We start from the raw sequence: 19874 nt of genomic DNA on the forward strand, positions 1-19874 counted from the left end.
GGATTCATGGAACATCTCGACGTCGGTCCGCTGAAGACGGCGCGCGGCACCATCAAGCTGCCGGGCTCGAAGAGCATCTCCAATCGCGTGCTGTTGCTCGCGGCACTCGCGCAGGGCGAAACCGTCGTGCGCGAACTGCTGGATTCTGACGACACGCGCGTCATGCTGGCCGCGCTCGACAAGCTGGGGGTGTCGGTCGAGCGCCTGGGCGACAACGACTACCGCGTCACCGGCACGGGCGGTCGCTTCCCGAATAAGTCGGCTGATCTGTTCATGGGGAACGCCGGTACCGCCATTCGTCCGCTGACGGCTGCATTGGCACTGCAAGGCGGCGAGTACACGCTGCATGGCGTGCCGCGCATGCATGAGCGGCCGATCGGAGATTTGGTTGACGGCCTGCGCCAAGTGGGCGCGCGTATCGACTACACCGGCAACGAAGGCTATCCGCCGCTGGCAATCCACGCCGCGCCGGTCAAGATCGACGCACCCATCCGCGTGCGCGGCGATGTGTCCAGCCAGTTCCTGACCGCGCTGCTGATGTCGCTGCCTCTGGTCGAGTCAGCGGGCAACGTCACCATTGAAGTGATTGGCGAGCTGATCTCCAAGCCCTACATCGAGATTACGCTGAACCTGATGGCGCGCTTCGGCGTGCAAGTCGAGCGCGACGGCTGGGCGTCGTTCACCGTGCCGACCGGCGTGGTGTACAAGGCGCCGGGTGAGATCTTCGTGGAAGGCGATGCTTCATCGGCGTCGTACTTCCTGGCGGCTGGTGCGCTTGGTGGCGGGCCGGTGCGTGTGGAAGGTGTGGGCATGTCGAGCATCCAGGGCGACGTGCGCTTTGCTGACGCGCTCAACCGCATGGGCGCCAACGTCATGGCTGGCGACAACTGGATCGAAGTGCGCGGCGTCGAGCGCGACGACGGCAAGCTGCACGCGGTCGAGTTGGATTGCAATCACATCCCCGATGCGGCGATGACGCTGGCTGTTGCCGCGCTGTTTGCCGACGGCACCACCACGCTTACCAACATCGCAAGCTGGCGCGTCAAGGAGACCGACCGCCTGTCCGCCATGGCGACCGAACTGCGCAAGCTCGGCGCCGAGGTGGACGAGGGCGCTGACTACATCCGCGTGACGCCCCCGTCGCAATGGACGCCGCCTGCCGGCGGCATTGACACCTACGACGACCACCGCATGGCGATGGCCTTCTCGCTGGCTGCTTTTGGCCCGGTGCCGGTGCGCATCAACGACCCGCGTTGCGTCGCCAAGACGTTCCCGGAATACTTCACGGCGTTCGGTGGCATCACCGCTTGAAACGCAATTAACCACTGGCAATTCATCATGTCCGACGCTGCTGCTTCCACGCCGTATCCGGTCATCACCATCGACGGCCCGACTGCGTCCGGCAAGGGTACCGTCGCCCATCAGGTCGCCGACTTGCTGGGTTTTCACCTGCTGGATAGCGGGTCCCTGTACCGGCTCGTGGCGCTCACCAGCATCCGCGAGAACGTCGATGATCACGACGTGGACAGCCTCGTACGCATCGCCAGCACACTGGATGTGCGCTTCAAGGCCGATCACATCTGGCTCAAGGGTGAAGATGTGAGCTTGGCATTACGTCATGAATCGGTTGGCAACCAGGCCTCGGCCATCGCTGTGCACGGCGCGGTGCGTGAGGCGCTGCATGCACGTCAGCGGGCGTTCCTCGAGGCGCCGGGCCTCGTTGCCGACGGCCGCGACATGGGCACGGTGGTTTTCCCCGAAGCGGTGCTCAAAGTGTTCCTCACGGCAAGCGTGCAGGCACGCGCCGAGCGGCGCTATAAACAATTGATTGCAAAGGGTTTTTCTGCTACAGTGGAAAGTCTTTCGCAGGACTTGGAAGCGCGTGATTTGCGGGATCGCACCCGCAGTGTCGCGCCGCTGCGTCCGGCGCAAGATGCGCGGCAACTGGATTCGTCCGACATGTCGGTCGATGAGGTGGTTGCGCAGGTACTGGACTGGTACCGGCAGGTGCAGGGCGCCAACAAGGCGAACTGACCCGGCTGAACTGGTCCGATCGGTGCCGGTGGCATGTTGCTGCTGGCGGTTGTTCAACTCGTAACCCCGCATGCGCGTGTCTTCGCCAATTCGTCATTGAGCGAACGCTCTGCGAGGCATGTTCTGCGGATGCCTATTTTTTATGTCCCAAATTAACGAATCTTTTGCCGCCCTGTTCGAAGAGTCGATCGCCAAGTCCAATATGAAGGCTGGCGAAGTGATCTCTGCGGAAGTTGTGCGTATTGACCACAACTTCGTCGTTGTGAACGCGGGCCTGAAGTCTGAAGCATTTGTTCCGGTCGAAGAATTCCTGAACGACCAGGGCGAGCTGGAAGTGCAAGTCGGCGACTACGTTTCGGTCGCGATCGACGCACTGGAAAACGGCTACGGCGACACCATCCTGTCGCGCGACAAGGCCAAGCGCCTGGCTTCGTGGCTGAACCTTGAGAAGGCACTGGAATCCGGCGAGATCATCTCCGGTACGGTGACCGGCAAGGTGAAGGGCGGCCTGACCGTCATGGTCAACGGTATTCGTGCATTCCTCCCGGGTTCGCTCGTCGACGTGCGTCCGATCAAGGACACCACGCCGTACGAAGGCAAGACCCTCGAATTCAAGGTCATCAAGCTGGATCGCAAGCGCAACAACGTTGTGCTGTCGCGCCGTGCCGTGGTGGAAGCCACGCTGGGCGAAGAGCGTCAGAAGCTGATGGAAACGCTCAAGGAAGGCGCGATCGTCAACGGTATCGTCAAGAATATCACCGACTACGGCGCGTTCGTGGATCTGGGTGGTATCGACGGTCTGCTGCACATCACCGACCTGGCATGGCGTCGTGTGCGTCACCCGAGCGAAGTGCTGTCGGTTGGCCAAGAAATCACCGCCAAGATCCTCAAGTTCGACCAAGAGAAGAACCGCGTCTCGCTGGGCGTGAAGCAGCTGGGCGAAGATCCGTGGGTCGGCATCTCGCGCCGTTACCCGCAAGGCACCCGCCTGTTCGGCAAGGTGACCAACCTGACCGACTACGGCGCGTTCGTTGAGATCGAAGCCGGCATCGAAGGCCTGGTCCACGTGTCGGAAATGGACTGGACCAACAAGAACGTGGCTCCGTCGAAGGTTGTCCAGCTGGGCGACGAAGTGGAAGTCATGGTCCTGGATATCGATGAAGACAAGCGTCGTATCAGCCTGGGCATGAAGCAGTGCAAGGCTAACCCGTGGGACGATTTCGGCCGTAACCACAAGAAGGGCGACAAGCTGTCGGGTCAGATCAAGTCGATCACCGACTTCGGCGTGTTCATCGGTCTGCCGGGCGGCATCGATGGCCTGGTGCACCTGTCGGACCTGTCGTGGCAAGAGACTGGCGAAGAAGCCGTTCGCAAGTACAAGAAGGGCGACGAGGTGGAAGCCGTTGTGCTGGCCATCGACATCGACAAGGAACGCATCTCGCTGGGTATCAAGCAGCTGTCGGGCGATCCGTTCAACAACTTCGTGTCGACCAACGACAAGGGTTCGATCGTGAATGTCACGATCAAGACCGTTGATCCGAAGGGCGCCGTGGTGCAACTGGCTGACGACGTGGAAGGCTACCTGCGTGCCTCGGAAATCTCGAGTGACCGTGTGGAAGATGCCCGCAACGTGCTGAAGGAAGGCGAACAGATGACCGCGATGATCGTCAACATCGATCGCAAGTCGCGCAACATCAACGTCTCCATCAAGGCCAAGGACAGCGCCGACCAACAGGAAGCGATGCAGAAGTTCTCGGCGGATACCGGCGCAGCTGGTACCACGAACCTCGGCGCGCTGCTGAAGGCGAAGCTGAACGAAACCAACCAGTAAGCATCCACCGGGTCGACCCAAAAGAACGACGAGGACGCGCGCACGATGCCCATGACCAAGTCCGAACTCGTGGAGAAGCTGGCCGCCCGCTTTCCGCAGCTGTTGCTGCGGGACGCGGACATCGCGGTCAAGACGATCCTGGATGCGATGTCCGACGCCCTGGCGGACGGCCACCGCATCGAGATCCGCGGATTCGGCAGCTTTGGTCTGAATCGTCGTCCGCCGCGCGTCGGTCGCAACCCCAAGTCCGGCGAGAAAGTGCTGGTGCCCGAGAAGCGGGTGCCGCACTTCAAGGCGGGTAAGGAGTTGCGCGAGCGGGTCGATCGCAGCCTGGCGCAACAGGGTGAACCTTCTTCGGAGGGTGAGCCAGCTGTGTCGCTGATGGCTGTCAAGGCAGCGCGGCAGGCCGATAGCAACCGCCAGACCGCCGGTTTTCCGACGGACACGGCGGTACCGCTGGCCATGTCACGCTAAGCCTTGGTTGCAGATGGCAGTTTCAGAAGCGCCCCGGTTTTACCGGGGCGTTTTCTATTGTGGCGATGGCTTTTCGCGCGGTCCCGCTGGGTCCTTACCGTGGTTGGCTATCATGTGAATCCGCTACAATGCGGCACAACCCGGCAATCGTGTGCTGCCTAGCTGCACCGCCGATCGTTTCCGTGCCGTTTGTTACCGAGTCTGCATGAAATTTCTCGTCTGGGTCATCCGCGTCCTGTTGTTCGTGCTGCTCTTTACGCTGGCGTTGCACAACACGACGGAAGTCTCGCTGGTGTTGCCGTTTGGCGTGGCGTGGCATGCGCCGCTGATTCTGATCGCGCTGGCATTCTTCGTGGCTGGGATTCTGCTCGCCATGCTGGCAATGACGCCGCGTGTGGTGCGGCATCGCTTTACCGCAAGCCGCCTGCGCCGCCAGATCGGCCGGATGAAGAATGCGGAAGAGGTGGCCGAGCCGCCTGCACCCGTCGTTGCTGATTCCCCTTATCACGTTCCCGGCCCCAAGGTCTGACGTATGGACTTCGATCTATGGTGGCTGTTGGCCATCCCGTTGGTATTTGGCTTGGGCTGGGTCGCTGCGCGGCTCGATGCCCGCCAGTTGCGCACCGAACAGTCGTCGCTGCCGCGCTCCTATTTCAAAGGACTGAACTTTCTGCTCAATGAGCAGCCGGACAAGGCCATCGACGCGTTCATCGAAGTTGCCCGCCTCGACCCGGAAACCACCGAGCTGCACTTTGCGCTCGGCAGTCTGTTCCGCCGCCGCGGAGAAACCGAGCGCGCCATTCGTGTGCACCAGAATCTCGTCAATCGCCCCGATCTGCCGGCCAATGAGCGCGATCACGCGATGTATGAACTCGGCCAGGATTTTCTGCGCGCGGGCTTGCTGGATCGTGCAGAAGAATCCCTGCGCCGGCTGATGGAAGGTACGTTTGCCGAGCCTGCCAAGCACGTGCTGCTGGAGCTGTACGAAGTCGAAAAGGAATGGCGCAAGGCCATCGATGCCGCACGCGAGTTGCAGACGCTACAAGGCAAGGATTACTCGGTCCAGATCGCACAATTCTGTTGCGAGTTGGCGCAGGAATCGCTGCACCGCAAGGACGTGCCGACTGCCGTTGAATGGCTGGAGCGCGCGCTGCAGGAGAACCCGAAGAACGTGCGCGCCACCATCCAGTTGGGCGATGTGGCGCAGGGTCAGGGCGATAACGAGGGCGCGATCAAGCGTTGGCGCAGCATCGAGCAGCAGAACCCGGCGTTCCTGCCGCTGGTGGCTGAACGATTGATGAAGCTGTACACCCAGCTTGGCCGTGCAGCAGAAGGGCTGGCATGGCTGCGCTCCAAGATGGATGCCCGCCTGGGGCCGGAACTGCTCGACACGGTCTACAAGTACGAATTGGACGTGCACGGTATCGACGATGCCGTGGCGTTGATGCGTGATCAGATCCGCCGTCAGCCGTCGCTGATGGCGCTCACACGTCTGGTGGAAGCGGAAGCGACGCGTGCTTCTGAAGCGGTTGGTCATGAGGCCGCCGCGACAGCCGATGTAGCCGAGAGTGCGCTGGCTGATCCGGTGGAAGCTGGCAGCAATGCAGACATCCAGCGTGCGCAGGATCTCGGTGCCATCCGCGATCTTCTGCAAAGCCGCACACGCAACCTGGCGCGCTATACGTGCCAGGAGTGTGGTTTCCGCGCGCGTCTGTTCTATTGGCAGTGCCCGGGCTGCAACCGTTGGGAAACCTACTCACCACGCCGCACCGAGACGCTCGGTGGCAGCGGTGGGGCCAGCATGTAATTCAGTCCGGCGTGGTTGATCTTCCACCGCGCTGGCGCTTTTCTAATCTTTGAAGTGTTCGTATGAAAATCACCATCATCGGTAGCGGTTATGTCGGTCTGGTCACCGGCGCGTGTCTGGCGGAACTGGGCAACGACGTGTTCTGCCTCGACGTCGACCAGAAGAAGATCGATCTGCTCAACGCCGGCGGCGTGCCCATCTACGAACCGGGCCTGAAGGAGCTGATCGAGCGCAACCGCGCGGCCGGCCGTATTCAGTTCTCGACCGACGTGGCCGCCAGCGTGGCGCACGGCGACGTGCAGTTCATCGCCGTCGGCACGCCGCCCGATGAAGATGGCTCCGCCGACCTGAAGTATGTGCTGGCAGCTGCGCGCAACATCGCCCAGCACATGAACGGCTTCAAGGTAATCGTCGATAAGTCGACCGTGCCCGTCGGCACTGGCGACAAGGTGCGTGGTGCCGTGGCTGAAGTGCTGGCCATACGTAGCAAGTCCGACATCGGCTTCTCGGTGGTGTCGAACCCCGAGTTCCTGAAGGAAGGCGCGGCCGTGGACGACTTCATGCGCCCGGACCGCATCGTGCTCGGCACCTATGCCGACAACGACGGCCAGCGCGCCAAGGCCATGATGCGCACGCTCTATGCGCCGTTCAACCGCAACCACGAACGCACTTTCTACATGGACGTGCGCTCGGCAGAGTTCACCAAGTACGCCGCCAACTCAATGCTGGCCACGCGCATCTCGTTCATGAACGAGATGGCCAACCTGGCCGACAAGGTCGGCGCCGACATCGAACTCGTGCGCCTGGGCATTGGCTCCGACCCGCGCATCGGCTACAGCTTCCTCTATGCCGGCACCGGCTATGGTGGCTCGTGTTTCCCGAAGGATGTGCAGGCGCTGGTACGCACCGCACAGGAATACGGCCAGACGCTGCACGTGCTGGAGGCCGTCGAGGCCGTCAACGACAAGCAGAAGGAAGTGCTGGTCGGCAAGATCGAAGACCGCATGGGTGCAGACCTGACCGGTCGCACGTTCGCCATCTGGGGCTTGGCCTTCAAGCCGAATACCGATGACATGCGTGAAGCGCCGAGCCGTATCCTGATCGCTTCGCTGCTGTCGCGCGGCGCACGTGTGCAGGTGTATGACCCGGTCGCCATGGAAGAGGCTCGTCACGCACTGGCGCTCGATCTTTCTGCTGAGCAGCTGGAACGTGTGACGTTCTGCGCCGGTCAGATGGACGCGCTCAAGAACGCCGACGCGCTGGTCATCGTGACCGAGTGGAAGGCGTTCCGCAGCCCGGACTTCAACGCCGTGAAGGCGCTGTTGAAGACGCCGATGGTGTTCGACGGCCGCAACCTGTTCGAGCCGCAGGCCATGCGCGATGCGGGCTTCGAATACCAGGCCATCGGGCGCTCCACCCAATCGTAATTACCGAGACTTCCCGGCCGCTGCCGACGTCCTAGACCCATGACCACGCTCGCTTCCGAACAGATCCACGCCGCCCGCATCCTCGTGGTGGGCGACATGATGCTCGACCGCTACTGGTTTGGCGACGTCGATCGGATTTCGCCTGAAGCGCCGGTGCCCGTCGTGCAGATCAAGCGTCAGGACGAGCGCCTGGGCGGTGCCGCCAACGTGGCGCGCAACGTCGCGGCGCTGGGTGCGCAGGCGGGCATGCTGGGCGTGATTGGCGACGATGAGCCCGGCCGCAGCATCGAAACGCTGCTCGGCGAAAGCCACGTCACTGGCCACCTGCATCGCGATCCGGCCGTCAACACGACGATCAAGCTGCGCGTGCTGGCGCGCCAGCAGCAACTGATTCGGGTCGATTTCGAGAACGCGCCCACGCACGAAGTGCTGATGTCGGTGCTGGATCGTTTCGGCGCACTGTTGCCGCAGCACGATGTGGTCGTGCTGTCCGACTACGGCAAGGGTGGCCTCACGCACGTGGGCAAGATGATTGAGGCGTCGCGCCACGCAGGTCGCCGCGTGCTGGTGGACCCGAAGGGCGACGACTATTCGCGCTACAAGGGCGCGACCATGATCACGCCCAACCGCGCTGAAATGCGCCAGGTAGTCGGCACGTGGAAATCGGAACAGGACCTGACCATCCGCGCACAGAATTTGCGTCGCGAACTGCAACTCGAAGCGTTGCTGCTCACGCGTTCGGAAGAGGGCATGACGCTCTATACCGAGCACGAGGTGCTGCACGTGTCGGCTCAGGCGCGCGAGGTGTTCGACGTGTCGGGCGCGGGCGACACCGTGATCGCCACGCTGGCCACCATGCTGGGCGCCGGCGCCAGCCTCAAGGAAGCCGTGCAGTACGCCAACCGTGCGGGCAGCATCGTGGTCGGCAAGCTGGGCACGGCTGTCGTTACCCACGCAGAACTCTTCAACTGATCACCTGATCAACGGATCATGACCATCATCGTCACCGGCGCGGCCGGCTTTATCGGCGCCAACATCGTCAAGGGCCTGAACGAACGCGGTGAGACCGACATCATCGCCGTCGACAACCTCACGCGTGCCGACAAGTTCAAGAACATCGTCGACTGCCAGATCAGCGATTACCTGGACAAGACCGAATTCGTCGAACGCTTTGCACGCGGCGATTTCGGCAAGGTTCGCGCGATCTTTCACGAAGGCGCCTGCTCCGACACCATGGAGACCGACGGCCGCTACATGATGGACAACAACTACCGCTACACGCTGGCGGTGATGCGCGCGTGCCTAGATCAGGGCGTGCAGTTCCTCTATGCCTCGTCGGCGGCCACGTATGGCGCGTCGGAAACCTTCCGTGAAGAGCCCGAGTTCGAGCGCCCGCTCAATGTGTATGGGTACTCCAAGCTGCTGTTCGATCAGGTCGTGCGCCGCGCCATGCCGACGGCACTGTCGCAGATCGTCGGCTTCCGCTACTTCAACGTGTATGGCCCGCGTGAGCAGCACAAGGGGCGGATGGCGTCGGTCGCGTTCCACAACTTCAACCAGTTCCGCGCGGAAGGCACCGTCAAGCTGTTCGGCGAGTACAACGGCTACCCGCAGGGCGGTCAGATGCGTGACTTCGTGTCGGTGGAAGACGTGGTGAAGGTCAACTTGTTCTTCTTCGACAACCCCGACAAGTCGGGCATCTTCAACCTTGGCACGGGCCGCGCACAACCGTTTAACGACATCGCCACGACGGTGGTGAACACGCTGCGCGGGGCGGAAGGTAAGCCGGTGCTGTCCACCGAGGAGCTGGCGCAGGAAGGCCTGATCGAATATGTGAAGTTTCCGGATGCGCTGCGCGGCAAATACCAGTGCTTCACGCAGGCGGATCAGTCGAGACTGCGGGCGGCGGGCTACACGGCGCCGTTCCTGACGGTGCAGGAAGGCGTCTCGCGCTATTGCCAGTGGCTGCTGAAGCAACCGGCCTGATTGCAGAATCAGACAGCGCGTGACTTTTTGTCAGCACGCTGAGGCATCCCGGAGATGCTCCTTAAGATGCGTTGAAACCGCCACCCGATGTGGCGGTTTTTTCATCTCTGAACTCAAGAATCAGGAGGAGCACATGTTGAAGAAATTGTTGGCCGCTGCGTTGATGTCGCTGTCTATGGTGTCGGCTGCCTGGGCGTCGGTGGATGTGAACACTGCCGATCACGCTGGGCTGGAAACGCTGTCCGGCATCGGCCCGAAGCGCTCCAAGGCCATCATTGAAGAGCGCACCAAAAACGGCCCGTACAAGGACGCTGCCGACTTCAAGTCCCGCGTATCCGGCATCGGCGACAAGACGCTCGCCAAGCTGGAGAATGAAGGGCTGACGTTCGGTGCGCCGGCACCCGCACCGGCTGCTGCCAAGAAGGACGGCAAGGACGCCAAGAAGAAGTAAGCGCCCGGATTGCTCTGCCGAAAACGCCCCGCCTCGAGCGGGGCGTTTTGCCATGCGCGGGGCAGGGTTGTGGGTCTGCATTACAATGACTCGATTCCCGTTCCCCATGCATCATGGCTTATCTCACCATTGAAGACACCATCGGCAACACGCCCTTGGTTCAGCTCCAGCGCATTCCTGGCGAAGGCAATGCGCGACGCGGCAACGTCATCCTCGGCAAGCTCGAAGGCAACAATCCGGCGGGCTCGGTCAAGGATCGCCCCGCGTTGTCGATGATCAAGCACGCTGAGGCGCGCGGCCGTATCAAGCCCGGCGACACGCTCATCGAGTCCACCTCGGGCAACACCGGCATCGCGCTGGCGATGGCGGCGGCCATTCGGGGTTACAAGATGGTGCTGATCATGCCGGAAGACCTGTCGGTAGAACGCCGTCAGAGCATGGCGGCCTACGGCGCGGAGATCATCCTCACCCCCGTCAAGGGCGGCATGGAATACGCGCGCGACCTAGCCGATGCGATGGAGAAGGAAGGCAAGGGCGTCATCCTCGACCAGTTCGCCAACCCGGACAACCCGCTCGCGCACTACGAGACCACTGGCCCCGAGCTGTGGCGCGACACGGAAGGCCGCATCACGCATTTTGTCTCGGCGATGGGCACGACGGGCACGATCACCGGCGTCTCGCGCTTCCTGAAAGAGAAGAACTCAGCCATCCAAATCGTCGGCGCGCAGCCGGAAGAAGGTTCGCGCATTCCGGGCATCCGCAAGTGGCCCGAGGCATACATGCCGAAGATCTACGATCCGAAGTACATCGACCGTACCGAGCCCGTGAGCCAATCCGACGCTGAGCACATGGCCCGTCGCATGGCGCGTGAAGAGGGCATCTTCTGCGGCATCTCGGCTGCCGGCGCGCTGTGCGTGGCGTTGCGGATTTCTGAAGAAGTCGAGAACGCGACGATCGTGTTCGTGGTGTGCGATCGGGGCGACCGCTACCTGTCGACCGGCGTGTTCCCTGCCTGACGACACACCGTATCGTCATGAGAAAAGCGCAGCCGAAGCTGCGCTTTTTTTTTGCGCGAACACTGGCGATCAGCTGCGCATTGCCTGCCGCACGGCCTGGCCCAGCTCATACACCGCGGCTGCATAGAAGAAGCTGCGGTTGTAGCGCGTGAGCACGTAGAAGTTGCGCAGGCCAACGCGATACTCGGTCGGCTGGCCGGGCGTGGGCAGATCGACCACGAGCACTTCGGTTTCCTGTTCGCGCGCGGCATCCACGCCGGGCGCCAGCGCCAGGCCGGCGCGCGTAAGCTTGGACAGCGTCATGCGCGGATACGGCTGGCCGTCTGCCGCAGCGGCGGCAATGCCCTGGCTGTCGGTGTCGCTGGCGATGTTCCACATCACCGGGCGGTTGGCTTCCCAGCCGTGCATCTGCAGGAAGTGCGCGACGCTGCCGATGGCATCCACCGCGCTGTTGCGCAGGTCGATGTGGCCATCGTGGTCGTAGTCGACGGCGTATTCGCGGATGCTGGTCGGCATGAACTGCGGAATGCCCACCGCACCCGCATACGAGCCCAGCACCGAGAACGCATCCGTCCCGGTGTCGCGGCACCAGATCAGGTAGTCCTTGAGCTGGTTGCGGAACATCGTGCTGCGGTCGGCACGGTTGGGCGTGTCGGGGTAGTCAAAGGCCAGCGTGGACAGCGCATCCATCACGCGGAAGTTGCCCATGTCGCGGCCGTAGATGGTTTCCACGCCCAGGATGCCGACGATCACGTCTGCCGGCACGCCGAACTCACTTTCGGCGCGACGCAGCGTGTCGCCGTATTGCTGCCAGAACTGCACGCCGGCGTTGATGCGGATGGGTTCGATGAAGCGACCTCGATACGCCGTCCAGCTCCGGCGCGCGGGCGTGGCCGGCGGCATGATCAGCCGCGCTACCGTGGCGGAGTAGGCTGTACCGGCGAACAGCGCGTCGAGTGATGCGCGGTCGAAGTTGTACTGGCCGACCAGTTCGTTGACGAAGGCCTGCGTTTGCGGATTGTTGCGGTAGCGGTCTGGGTCGATCTCTTCTTCATGCACCGCCACGCGGCGCTTGGGCGACTTGGTGGCCTTTTTGGCAGCCAGCGAGAGGGTGGGGAAGGACAGCGCGGAGAGCGCAGCGCCCGCTACCAGGGCGCGCAATACGGGACGACGGGAAGAGGGCGATTGGCTCATGGGCAGGCTTCAAACGGGATCGGGGCATTGTAGCGGATGGATCTGCCGGAGCGGCTTGCCGTGCGACTGCGCGTCGCCGTGCTAACGTAGCGGCTGGAGACACATGCACCGCATAAGCCCAAACGGGCGCACAAAACGAACATGGCGACCGGCCTCTACACGCATCCTGAATTCCTCAAGCACGAGATGGGGTATCACCACCCCGAGTGCCCGGACCGTCTGCGCGCGATCGAAGATCAATTGATCGCCAGCCGCATCGAAGATCTGCTCGTCCCCTGCGAGGCGCCGCCTGCCACCGAGGCGCAGTTGTGCCGCGTGCATCGCCCCGAGTATCTGCGCGAGCTGGTGGCCAGCGTGCCGATTGCCGGCTACGTGTCGATCGACCCTGACACCTTGATGAACCCGCATACCTACATGGCCGCCGTGCTGGCTGCGGGTGCGGCGGTGGATGCCACCGACAAGGTCATCGCCGGCGAGTTGGAGAATGCCTTCTGCAGCGTACGTCCGCCCGGCCACCATGCCGAGCCCGGCCGCGCGATGGGCTTCTGCTTCTTCAACAACGTGGCCGTGGCCGCGCGTCATGCGCTGGAGCACCACGGCTTGCAGCGCGTCGCCATCATCGATTTTGACGTGCACCACGGCAACGGCACCGAAGCGGCCTTCCGCGACGAGCCACGCGTGATGATGTGCAGCATCTTCCAGCACCCGTTCTATCCGTACTCGGGCACCGAGGCGGTGGCGGCTAACATGGTCAACATCCCGCTGCCGGCCTACACCAACGGCCTGACTGTGCGCGAGGTGGTGGAGACGATCTGGCTGCCGCGCCTGGAGGCGTTCCAGCCCGAGATGCTGTTCATCTCCGCCGGCTTCGATGCGCACCGGGAAGACGACCTCGGCCAGATGGGCTTGGTCGAAGCTGACTACACCTGGATCACCCAGCAAATCATGCAGGTGGCACGCACGCACGCGAAGGGCCGCATCGTCAGTTGCCTGGAGGGCGGTTATAACCTCAGCGCGCTCGGCCGCAGCGTCGTGGCGCACGTCAAGGCGTTGGCGGAGCTTTAGGCGCTGGACGATGACGAATCGTCGAGGACATTCGAAAAAGTAATAAAGACATCGTTAAAGAATCGTTCCTCGCATGTAGCGCCTGCCTTACACTAGCGCCTCATTCAAAACACAAAAAGAGACGGCAACGGCCTGGACACGGGGCGGTTGCCGTTTTTGTATGTACGCATGATCGAACTCAAGGGGATATCGCAGCACTTCCGGGGAGCGGGCGGCAACGACGTCCACGCGCTGCGCGACGTCGACCTCACCATTGACCGCGGCGAAGTCTTCGGCATCATCGGCCGTAGCGGCGCGGGCAAGAGCACGCTGGTGCGCGTCATCAACCTACTGAACAAGCCGACTTCCGGCACCGTCACTGTGGCGGGCCAGAACCTCACCGCACTGAACGCCGACGGGCTGCGTCAGGCGCGCCGCAAGATCGGCATGATCTTCCAGCACTTCAATCTGCTGTCGTCGCGCACCGTGTATGACAACGTGGCGCTGCCGCTGGAGCTGGCTGGTATGTCGCGTGAGCGTATCCGCGAGATCGTCTTGCCGCTGCTGGACCTCGTTGGGCTGGCCGCGTTCAAAGACCGCTATCCCGCACAACTTTCGGGCGGGCAGAAGCAACGCGTCGGCATTGCGCGCGCGCTCGCCAGCCAGCCCGAAGTGCTGCTCTGCGATGAAGCGACCTCCGCGCTGGACCCGGAGACCACGCGCTCCATCCTCGACCTGCTGCGCAAGATCAACCACGAGCTGGGCTTGACCATCGTGCTGATCACGCACCAGATGGAAGTGATCAAGCAGGTGTGCGACCGCGTGGCGGTGCTCGACGCCGGCCGCGTGGTGGAGCTCGGCCGCGTGATCGACGTGTTCCTGAAACCGAACCACGACGTGACGCGCGCGCTGATCGGCGAGGTCATCTCGCAAGAGCTGCCGCCTTCTGTGCTGGCGCGTGTGGAAAGCCGCCTCGTCGCACGTGAGCACGGCGGACGCGACCATCTGTTCCGCCTCGCCTTTACCGGCGAGGGTGTGGACCAACCCGTGCTGGCGCAAGCCGTCCGCACTTACGGGTTCGACTTCAACATCCTGCATGGCCACATCGACGAGATCCAGGGGCAGGCCTTCGGCTCGCTGGCGATCCTGGCCACGGGCGATACGGTTGACATCAACAACGCAATGAACTTCCTGCGCGAGCAAGGCGTGGTGGTCGAGGAGATCAATCATGTGGTCTGACCTGACCGATCTGTTTCTGCCGGCGTTCTGGGAAACGCTCGCCATGGTGGGCGTGTCCGGGGGCATCGGTGCGCTGTTCGGCGTGCCGCTGGGTGTGCTGCTGTATCTGACGACGTCGGGCGGCGTGTTGTCGGCGCCGGCGTTCAACCGCGTGGCGGGCCTGATCGTCAATGCGGTGCGCTCGGTGCCGTTCATCATCCTACTGGTGGCAGTGATTCCGTTCACGCGCCTGCTGGCTGGCTCGTCCATCGGCACGGCTGCGGCCATTGTGCCGTTGACGATCGCGGCCATTCCGTTCGTCGCGCGCCTGGTGGAAACCGCGCTGCGCGAAGTGGATCGCGGCCTGATCGAAGCCGCCCAATCGATGGGCGCCACCACTGGCCAGCTCGTCTACAAGGTGCTGCTGCCCGAGGCAATGCCCGGCATTCTTGCTGGCCTGACGATCACCTTCGTCAGCCTGGTCGGCTACTCGGCCATGGCTGGCACCATCGGTGGTGGCGGTCTGGGCGACCTGGGCATCCGCTACGGTTATCAGCGCTATGAATCGGACATCATGCTGGCGGTCGTCGTCATCCTGATCGTCTTCGTGCAGGCGGTGCAGTCGACGGGCGATTGGCTCGTGCGCCGCCTCAGCCATCGCTAAATACATATCACCCACCCACAGACACATCACGAGGGGAACGCAATGAATCGTCGTCAACTGCTGCAATGGTCCGCGAGCCTCGGTGCCGCGCTGGCACTGGCAACCGGTGCTGCAATGGCACAGAGCAAGCCGATCAAGATCGGCGTGACCGCCGGCCCGCACGCCGAGATCATGGAAGAAGTGAAGAAGGTCGCCGAGAAGGACGGCCTGAAGCTCCAGATCGTCGAGTTCAACGACTACATCCAGCCGAACGCCGCCCTGGCTGCCGGTGATCTGGACGCCAACAGCTACCAGCATCAGCCGTATCTGGACGACCAGATCGCCACGCGCGGCTACAAGTTCGTGAGCGTCGGCCAGACCATCACCTTCCCGATGGGCATCTACTCGAAGAAGATCAAGTCGATCAAGGATCTGAAGGACGGCGCACGCTTTGGCCTGCCGAACGATCCGACCAACGGCGGCCGCGCGCTCCTGCTGCTGCAATCGCTGGGCGTGATCAAGCTCAAGCCGAACGCCGGCTTCAAGGCTTCGCCGCGTGACGTGGTGGAGAACCCGAAGAAGCTGAAGTTCGTCGAACTGGATGCAGCTCAACTGCCGCGCTCGCTGGATGACCTGGACGCCGCCGCCATCAACGGCAACTACGCCGAGAAGGCCGGCCTGGACCCGACCAAGGACGGCATCGCCATCGAACCCCCGAAGGGCCCGTACGCCAACGTGATCGCCATTCGTGCCGCCGACAAGGATCAACCCTGGGTTGCCAAGCTCGTGAAGGCGTATCATTCCGACGCGGTCAAAGCCTTCGTGAAGACGAAGTACAAAGACGCCGTGATTGTGGCTTGGTAACCACTTTGTGATCGCTCAGGTGATCCGATAGAGGGCTCTACCAAACAGATTGCCGGACGTTTCACTGGCGTCCGGCAATTTTTCGGGGTTAAAATAGCACGACCGTTCGGAAATTTAACGCGGCCGACCGGCCCCCCTTATAATGGCCGGCGTTTTGCAAAATCGTCTTATCAAATAGTGGAGTGAGCGCATGAAAGTCCTGGTCGCAGTCAAGCGCGTGATCGATTACAACGTGAAGGCTCGCGTGAAGGCCGACGGCAGCGGTGTCGATCTGGCCAACGTCAAGATGAGCATGAACCCGTTCGACGAGATCGCCGTGGAAGAGGCGGTTCGTCTGAAAGAAGCGGGCGTTGCCACCGAAGTGATCGCCGTGTCGTGCGGCGTGACGCAGTGCCAGGAAACCCTGCGCACCGCCATGGCCATCGGTGCCGATCGCGGCATCCTGGTTGAAACCAGTGAAGAACTGCAGCCGCTGGCCGTGGCCAAGCTGCTCAAGGCGCTGGTCGACAAGGAGCAGCCGCAACTGATCATCCTGGGCAAGCAGGCGATCGACGACGACGCCAACCAGACCGGCCAGATGCTGGCTGCGCTGGCTGGCCTGCCGCAAGCCACGTTTGCTTCGAAGGTGCAGGTTGCCGACGGCAAGGCTTCGGTCACCCGTGAAGTGGATGGCGGTCTGGAAACCTTGTCGGTCAAGCTGCCGGCCGTGGTCACCACCGACCTGCGCCTGAACGAGCCGCGCTACGTGACGCTGCCGAACATCATGAAGGCCAAGAAGAAGCAACTCGACACGGTCAAGCCGGAAGACCTGGGCGTGGACGTTGCACCGCGCCTGAAGACGCTGAAGGTGGTTGAGCCCGCCAAGCGCAGCGCCGGCGTGATGGTGCCCGACGTGGCCACGCTGGTCGCCAAGCTCAAGACCGAAGCCAAGGTGCTGTAAGCGGTTGTTCCGCAACGCACGCAACTTCAAGCACACCGAACAGGCAGATCAAGATGACCGCACTCGTTATTGCTGAACACGACAACCAATCCATCAAGGCCGCGACGCTGAACACCGTGACGGCAGCCGCCCAATGCGGCGATGATGTCCACGTGCTGGTGGCCGGCGCTGGCTGCGGCGCCGCTGCACAAGCCGCTGCGCAGATCGCCGGCGTGACCAAGGTGCTGGTGGCCGACGCGCCCCAGTTTGCCGATGGCCTGGCCGAGAACGTCGCCGAGCAGGCCCTGGCCGTTGCTGGCAACTACAGCCACATCCTGGCGCCCGCCACCGCCTACGGCAAGAACATCCTGCCGCGCGTGGCCGCCAAGCTGGACGTGGCCCAACTGTCCGACATCACCAAGGTCGACGGCCCGGATACGTTCGAGCGCCCGATCTACGCCGGCAACGCGATCGCCACCGTGCAATCGGCCGACAAGGTGAAGGTGATCACCGTGCGTGGCACGGCATTCGACCCGGCTGCCGCCACCGGTGGTTCGGCTGCTACCGAAAACCTGACCGCTGTGGCAGACGCCGGCATCTCGCAATTCGTCTCGCGTGAAGTGACGAAGAGCGACCGCCCGGAACTGACCGCCGCCAAGATCATCGTGTCGGGTGGCCGCGGCGTGGGCTCGGGCGAGAACTACACCAAGGTGCTGACGCCGCTGGCTGACAAGCTGGGCGCCGCACTGGGTGCCTCGCGTGCTGCGGTCGACGCCGGCTTCGTGCCGAACGACTACCAGGTCGGTCAGACCGGCAAGATCGTCGCGCCGCAGCTGTACATCGCCGTCGGTATCTCGGGCGCGATCCAGCACTTGGCCGGCATGAAGGATTCCAAGGTGATCGTCGCGATCAACAAGGATCCGGAAGCGCCGATCTTCCAGGTGGCCGACTACGGCCTCGTGGGCGATCTGAACACCGTCGTGCCGGAGCTGGTGACCGCACTGGGCTGATAGCACCGCGCAGCGCGCCTCGTTGACGCGCGTTGCAATGCCCGACGCAAAGCCGTTTCCGACTGGGTTTGGAAACGGCTTTTTTATACGCGAGCGCTATCAGGAGAGCGCGTCATGAACCTTGTGACGACCTGTCCTGATCGCGCTTAACAAGCATTGGAGAGAGACATGACCTATCAAGCCCCCGTCAAGGACATGCTGTTCGTGATGAACGAACTGGCCGGCCTGGACAACGTCGCCAAGCTGCCCGGCTTCGAAGACGCCACCGCCGACACCGCGCAGGCCGTGCTGGAAGAAAGCGCGCGCTTTACCGGTGAAGTCGTTGCTCCGCTCAACGTGGAAGGTGACCGCAATCCGAGCAGCTGGAAGGACGGAGTCGTCACGGCCACTGCCGGTTTCAAGGAAGCCTTCGCGCAATTCGGCCAGGGTGGCTGGCAGGGCGTGCAGCACCCGCTGGAATACGGTGGCCAGGGTCTCCCCAAGCTGATCGCCACCGCATGCATCGAGATGCTGAACTCGGCCAACCTGTCGTTCGCGCTGTGCCCGCTGCTGACCGATGGCGCCATCGAAGCGCTGCTGACCGCCGGCAGCGAAGAGCAGAAGCAACTGTTCGTGCCCAAGCTCATCTCGGGCGAATGGACCGGCACGATGAACCTGACCGAGCCGCAGGCCGGCTCCGACCTGGCACTCGTGCGCACGCGTGCCGAGCCGGTGGGCGATGGCACGTTCAAGATCTTCGGCACGAAGATCTTCATCACCTGGGGCGAGCACGACATGGCCGAGAACATCGTCCACCTCGTGCTGGCGCGCACGCCGGGTGCGCCGGAGGGCGTGAAGGGCATCTCGCTGTTCGTGGTGCCGAAGTTCATGGTCAATGCAGACGGTTCGCTGGGTGCGCGCAACGATGCGCACTGCGTGTCGATCGAGCACAAGCTCGGCATCAAGGCGAGCCCGACGGCCGTACTGCAATTCGGCGACAACGGTGGCGCCATCGGCACGCTGGTCGGCGAAGAGAACCGCGGCCTGGAGTACATGTTCATCATGATGAACGCGGCGCGTTATGCGGTGGGCATGCAGGGCATTGGTGTGTCGGAGCGCGCGTATCAGAAGGCCGTGGCCTATGCGCGCGAGCGTGTGCAGAGTCGGCCGGTGGATGGCTCTGCAGCCAAGGCGGTGCCGATCATTCATCACCCGGATGTGAAGCGCATGCTCCTGACTATGCGCGCGATGACCGAAGGCGCCCGCGCACTGGCCTACGTGGCCGCCGCAGCCTGCGATGCCGGCCATCATGCTGCCGATGATGCTGCACGCAAGCAGAACGAAGCGCTGTACGAATTCCTGGTGCCGATCGTGAAGGGCTGGAGCACCGAGATGTCGATCGACGTGACGAGCCTCGGCGTACAGGTGCACGGCGGCATGGGCTTCATCGAAGAGACGGGCGCCGCGCAGTATTACCGTGACGCGCGCATCCTGCCGATCTATGAAGGCACGACGGCCATTCAGGCCAACGACCTGATCGGCCGCAAGACGGTACGTGATGGCGGCGCGGTGGCACTGGGCATCTGCGCCGAGATCGCCAAGGTGGAAGCTGCGCTGGCCGCGAAGGGCGGTGCGCATTGCGAGGCGATGCGTACGCGCCTGGCGGCGGGCCGTGAGGCGATGGAATCGGTGGTGCGTTTCGTGGTCGCGCAGACCAAGGCGCAGCCGAACGCCGTGTTCGCGGGCAGCGTGCCGTATCTGCGCCTGTGCGGCATCGTGCTGTCGGGCTGGCAGATGGCGCGCGCGCTGTTGGTGGCTATCGACCGCGAGAGCGAAGACCCGAACTTCTACGGCGCGAAGATCGCCACGGCGCGCGTGTTTGCCGACGTGCTGCTCACGCAGGCGCCTGGCATTGCGCAGAGCGTGCTGACCGGCGGTGAGACCATCGGTGCCGTGCCGGAAGTGCAGTTCTAAGCG

19 protein-coding genes are annotated in these 19874 nt (G+C 63.0%); 18 read left to right on the top strand and 1 reads right to left on the bottom strand.

Going from position 1 to position 19874, the window contains the following annotated elements:
* Window positions 1–6 precede the first annotated feature (6 nt).
* From aroA to cysM, 11 genes are all read left to right on the top strand, one after another.
* Window positions 7–1311, top strand: a complete 1305-nt coding sequence (aroA, locus tag ACS13N_RS12465) for a 3-phosphoshikimate 1-carboxyvinyltransferase (RefSeq protein WP_438931940.1) — start codon at window positions 7–9, stop codon at window positions 1309–1311.
* A 27-nt stretch (window positions 1312–1338) separates the two neighbouring features.
* Window positions 1339–2034: a (d)CMP kinase gene (gene cmk / locus ACS13N_RS12470; protein WP_438931941.1), complete on the top strand. Its 696-nt coding sequence runs from the start codon at window positions 1339–1341 to the stop codon at window positions 2032–2034.
* Between the two features lie 142 nt (window positions 2035–2176).
* Complete coding sequence (gene rpsA, locus ACS13N_RS12475; protein ID WP_438931942.1) at window positions 2177–3865, top strand: 30S ribosomal protein S1; 1689 nt, start codon at window positions 2177–2179, stop codon at window positions 3863–3865.
* 45 nt (window positions 3866–3910) lie between these two features.
* Window positions 3911–4339, top strand: coding sequence for an integration host factor subunit beta (locus tag ACS13N_RS12480; protein WP_438931943.1), 429 nt, complete (start codon window positions 3911–3913; stop codon window positions 4337–4339).
* Window positions 4340–4544: 205 nt separating this feature from the next.
* On the top strand, window positions 4545–4868 hold the full coding sequence (locus ACS13N_RS12485) for a LapA family protein (RefSeq protein ID WP_438931944.1): 324 nt from the start codon (window positions 4545–4547) through the stop codon (window positions 4866–4868).
* 3 nt (window positions 4869–4871) lie between these two features.
* Window positions 4872–6146 carry a lipopolysaccharide assembly protein LapB gene (gene lapB, locus ACS13N_RS12490; protein ID WP_438931945.1) on the top strand — a complete coding sequence of 425 codons (1275 nt, stop codon included), beginning with the start codon at window positions 4872–4874 and terminating at the stop codon, window positions 6144–6146.
* A gap of 62 nt (window positions 6147–6208) precedes the next feature.
* Window positions 6209–7573, top strand: coding sequence for a UDP-glucose dehydrogenase family protein (locus ACS13N_RS12495; RefSeq protein WP_438931946.1), 1365 nt, complete (start codon window positions 6209–6211; stop codon window positions 7571–7573).
* Between the two features lie 39 nt (window positions 7574–7612).
* Window positions 7613–8545, top strand: a complete 933-nt coding sequence (gene rfaE1, locus ACS13N_RS12500) for a D-glycero-beta-D-manno-heptose-7-phosphate kinase (protein ID WP_438931947.1) — start codon at window positions 7613–7615, stop codon at window positions 8543–8545.
* 18 nt (window positions 8546–8563) lie between these two features.
* The gene (gene rfaD / locus ACS13N_RS12505) at window positions 8564–9559 is read left to right on the top strand and encodes an ADP-glyceromanno-heptose 6-epimerase (RefSeq protein WP_438931948.1); all 996 of its coding nucleotides are present in this window, start codon (window positions 8564–8566) and stop codon (window positions 9557–9559) included.
* Between the two features lie 133 nt (window positions 9560–9692).
* Window positions 9693–10010: a ComEA family DNA-binding protein gene (locus tag ACS13N_RS12510; protein ID WP_438931949.1), complete on the top strand. Its 318-nt coding sequence runs from the start codon at window positions 9693–9695 to the stop codon at window positions 10008–10010.
* A gap of 113 nt (window positions 10011–10123) precedes the next feature.
* Complete coding sequence (gene cysM / locus ACS13N_RS12515; RefSeq protein ID WP_438931950.1) at window positions 10124–11026, top strand: cysteine synthase CysM; 903 nt, start codon at window positions 10124–10126, stop codon at window positions 11024–11026.
* Between the two features lie 69 nt (window positions 11027–11095).
* Here the strand turns inward: cysM and mltB are convergent, their stop codons facing one another.
* Window positions 11096–12220, bottom strand: coding sequence for a lytic murein transglycosylase B (mltB, locus tag ACS13N_RS12520; RefSeq protein ID WP_438931951.1), 1125 nt, complete (start codon window positions 12218–12220; stop codon window positions 11096–11098).
* Between the two features lie 141 nt (window positions 12221–12361).
* On the opposite strand from mltB, the gene ACS13N_RS12525 reads away from it, so the two are divergent.
* The 7 genes from ACS13N_RS12525 (at window position 12362) to ACS13N_RS12555 (ending at window position 19871) form a co-directional block, all read left to right on the top strand.
* Window positions 12362–13285 carry a histone deacetylase family protein gene (locus ACS13N_RS12525; RefSeq protein WP_438931952.1) on the top strand — a complete coding sequence of 308 codons (924 nt, stop codon included), beginning with the start codon at window positions 12362–12364 and terminating at the stop codon, window positions 13283–13285.
* Between the two features lie 168 nt (window positions 13286–13453).
* Entirely contained in the window at window positions 13454–14503 is a 1050-nt protein-coding gene (locus tag ACS13N_RS12530) for a methionine ABC transporter ATP-binding protein (protein WP_438931953.1), read from the top strand.
* Window positions 14493–15146, top strand: coding sequence for a methionine ABC transporter permease (locus tag ACS13N_RS12535; protein ID WP_438931954.1), 654 nt, complete (start codon window positions 14493–14495; stop codon window positions 15144–15146). Before ACS13N_RS12530 ends, ACS13N_RS12535 begins: the two co-directional genes overlap by 11 nt.
* A 42-nt stretch (window positions 15147–15188) precedes the next feature.
* Window positions 15189–15989, top strand: coding sequence for a MetQ/NlpA family ABC transporter substrate-binding protein (locus ACS13N_RS12540; RefSeq protein WP_438931955.1), 801 nt, complete (start codon window positions 15189–15191; stop codon window positions 15987–15989).
* Between the two features lie 190 nt (window positions 15990–16179).
* Window positions 16180–16929, top strand: coding sequence for an electron transfer flavoprotein subunit beta/FixA family protein (locus tag ACS13N_RS12545; protein WP_438931956.1), 750 nt, complete (start codon window positions 16180–16182; stop codon window positions 16927–16929).
* Between the two features lie 53 nt (window positions 16930–16982).
* Window positions 16983–17918: an electron transfer flavoprotein subunit alpha/FixB family protein gene (locus tag ACS13N_RS12550; protein ID WP_438931957.1), complete on the top strand. Its 936-nt coding sequence runs from the start codon at window positions 16983–16985 to the stop codon at window positions 17916–17918.
* A gap of 168 nt (window positions 17919–18086) precedes the next feature.
* Window positions 18087–19871, top strand: a complete 1785-nt coding sequence (locus ACS13N_RS12555; RefSeq protein ID WP_438931958.1) for an acyl-CoA dehydrogenase — start codon at window positions 18087–18089, stop codon at window positions 19869–19871.
* Window positions 19872–19874: the final 3 nt, after the last annotated feature.

The sequence above is a fragment of the Ralstonia sp. 24A2 genome (assembly GCF_051783885.1).
GTDB lineage: Bacteria > Pseudomonadota > Gammaproteobacteria > Burkholderiales > Burkholderiaceae > Ralstonia.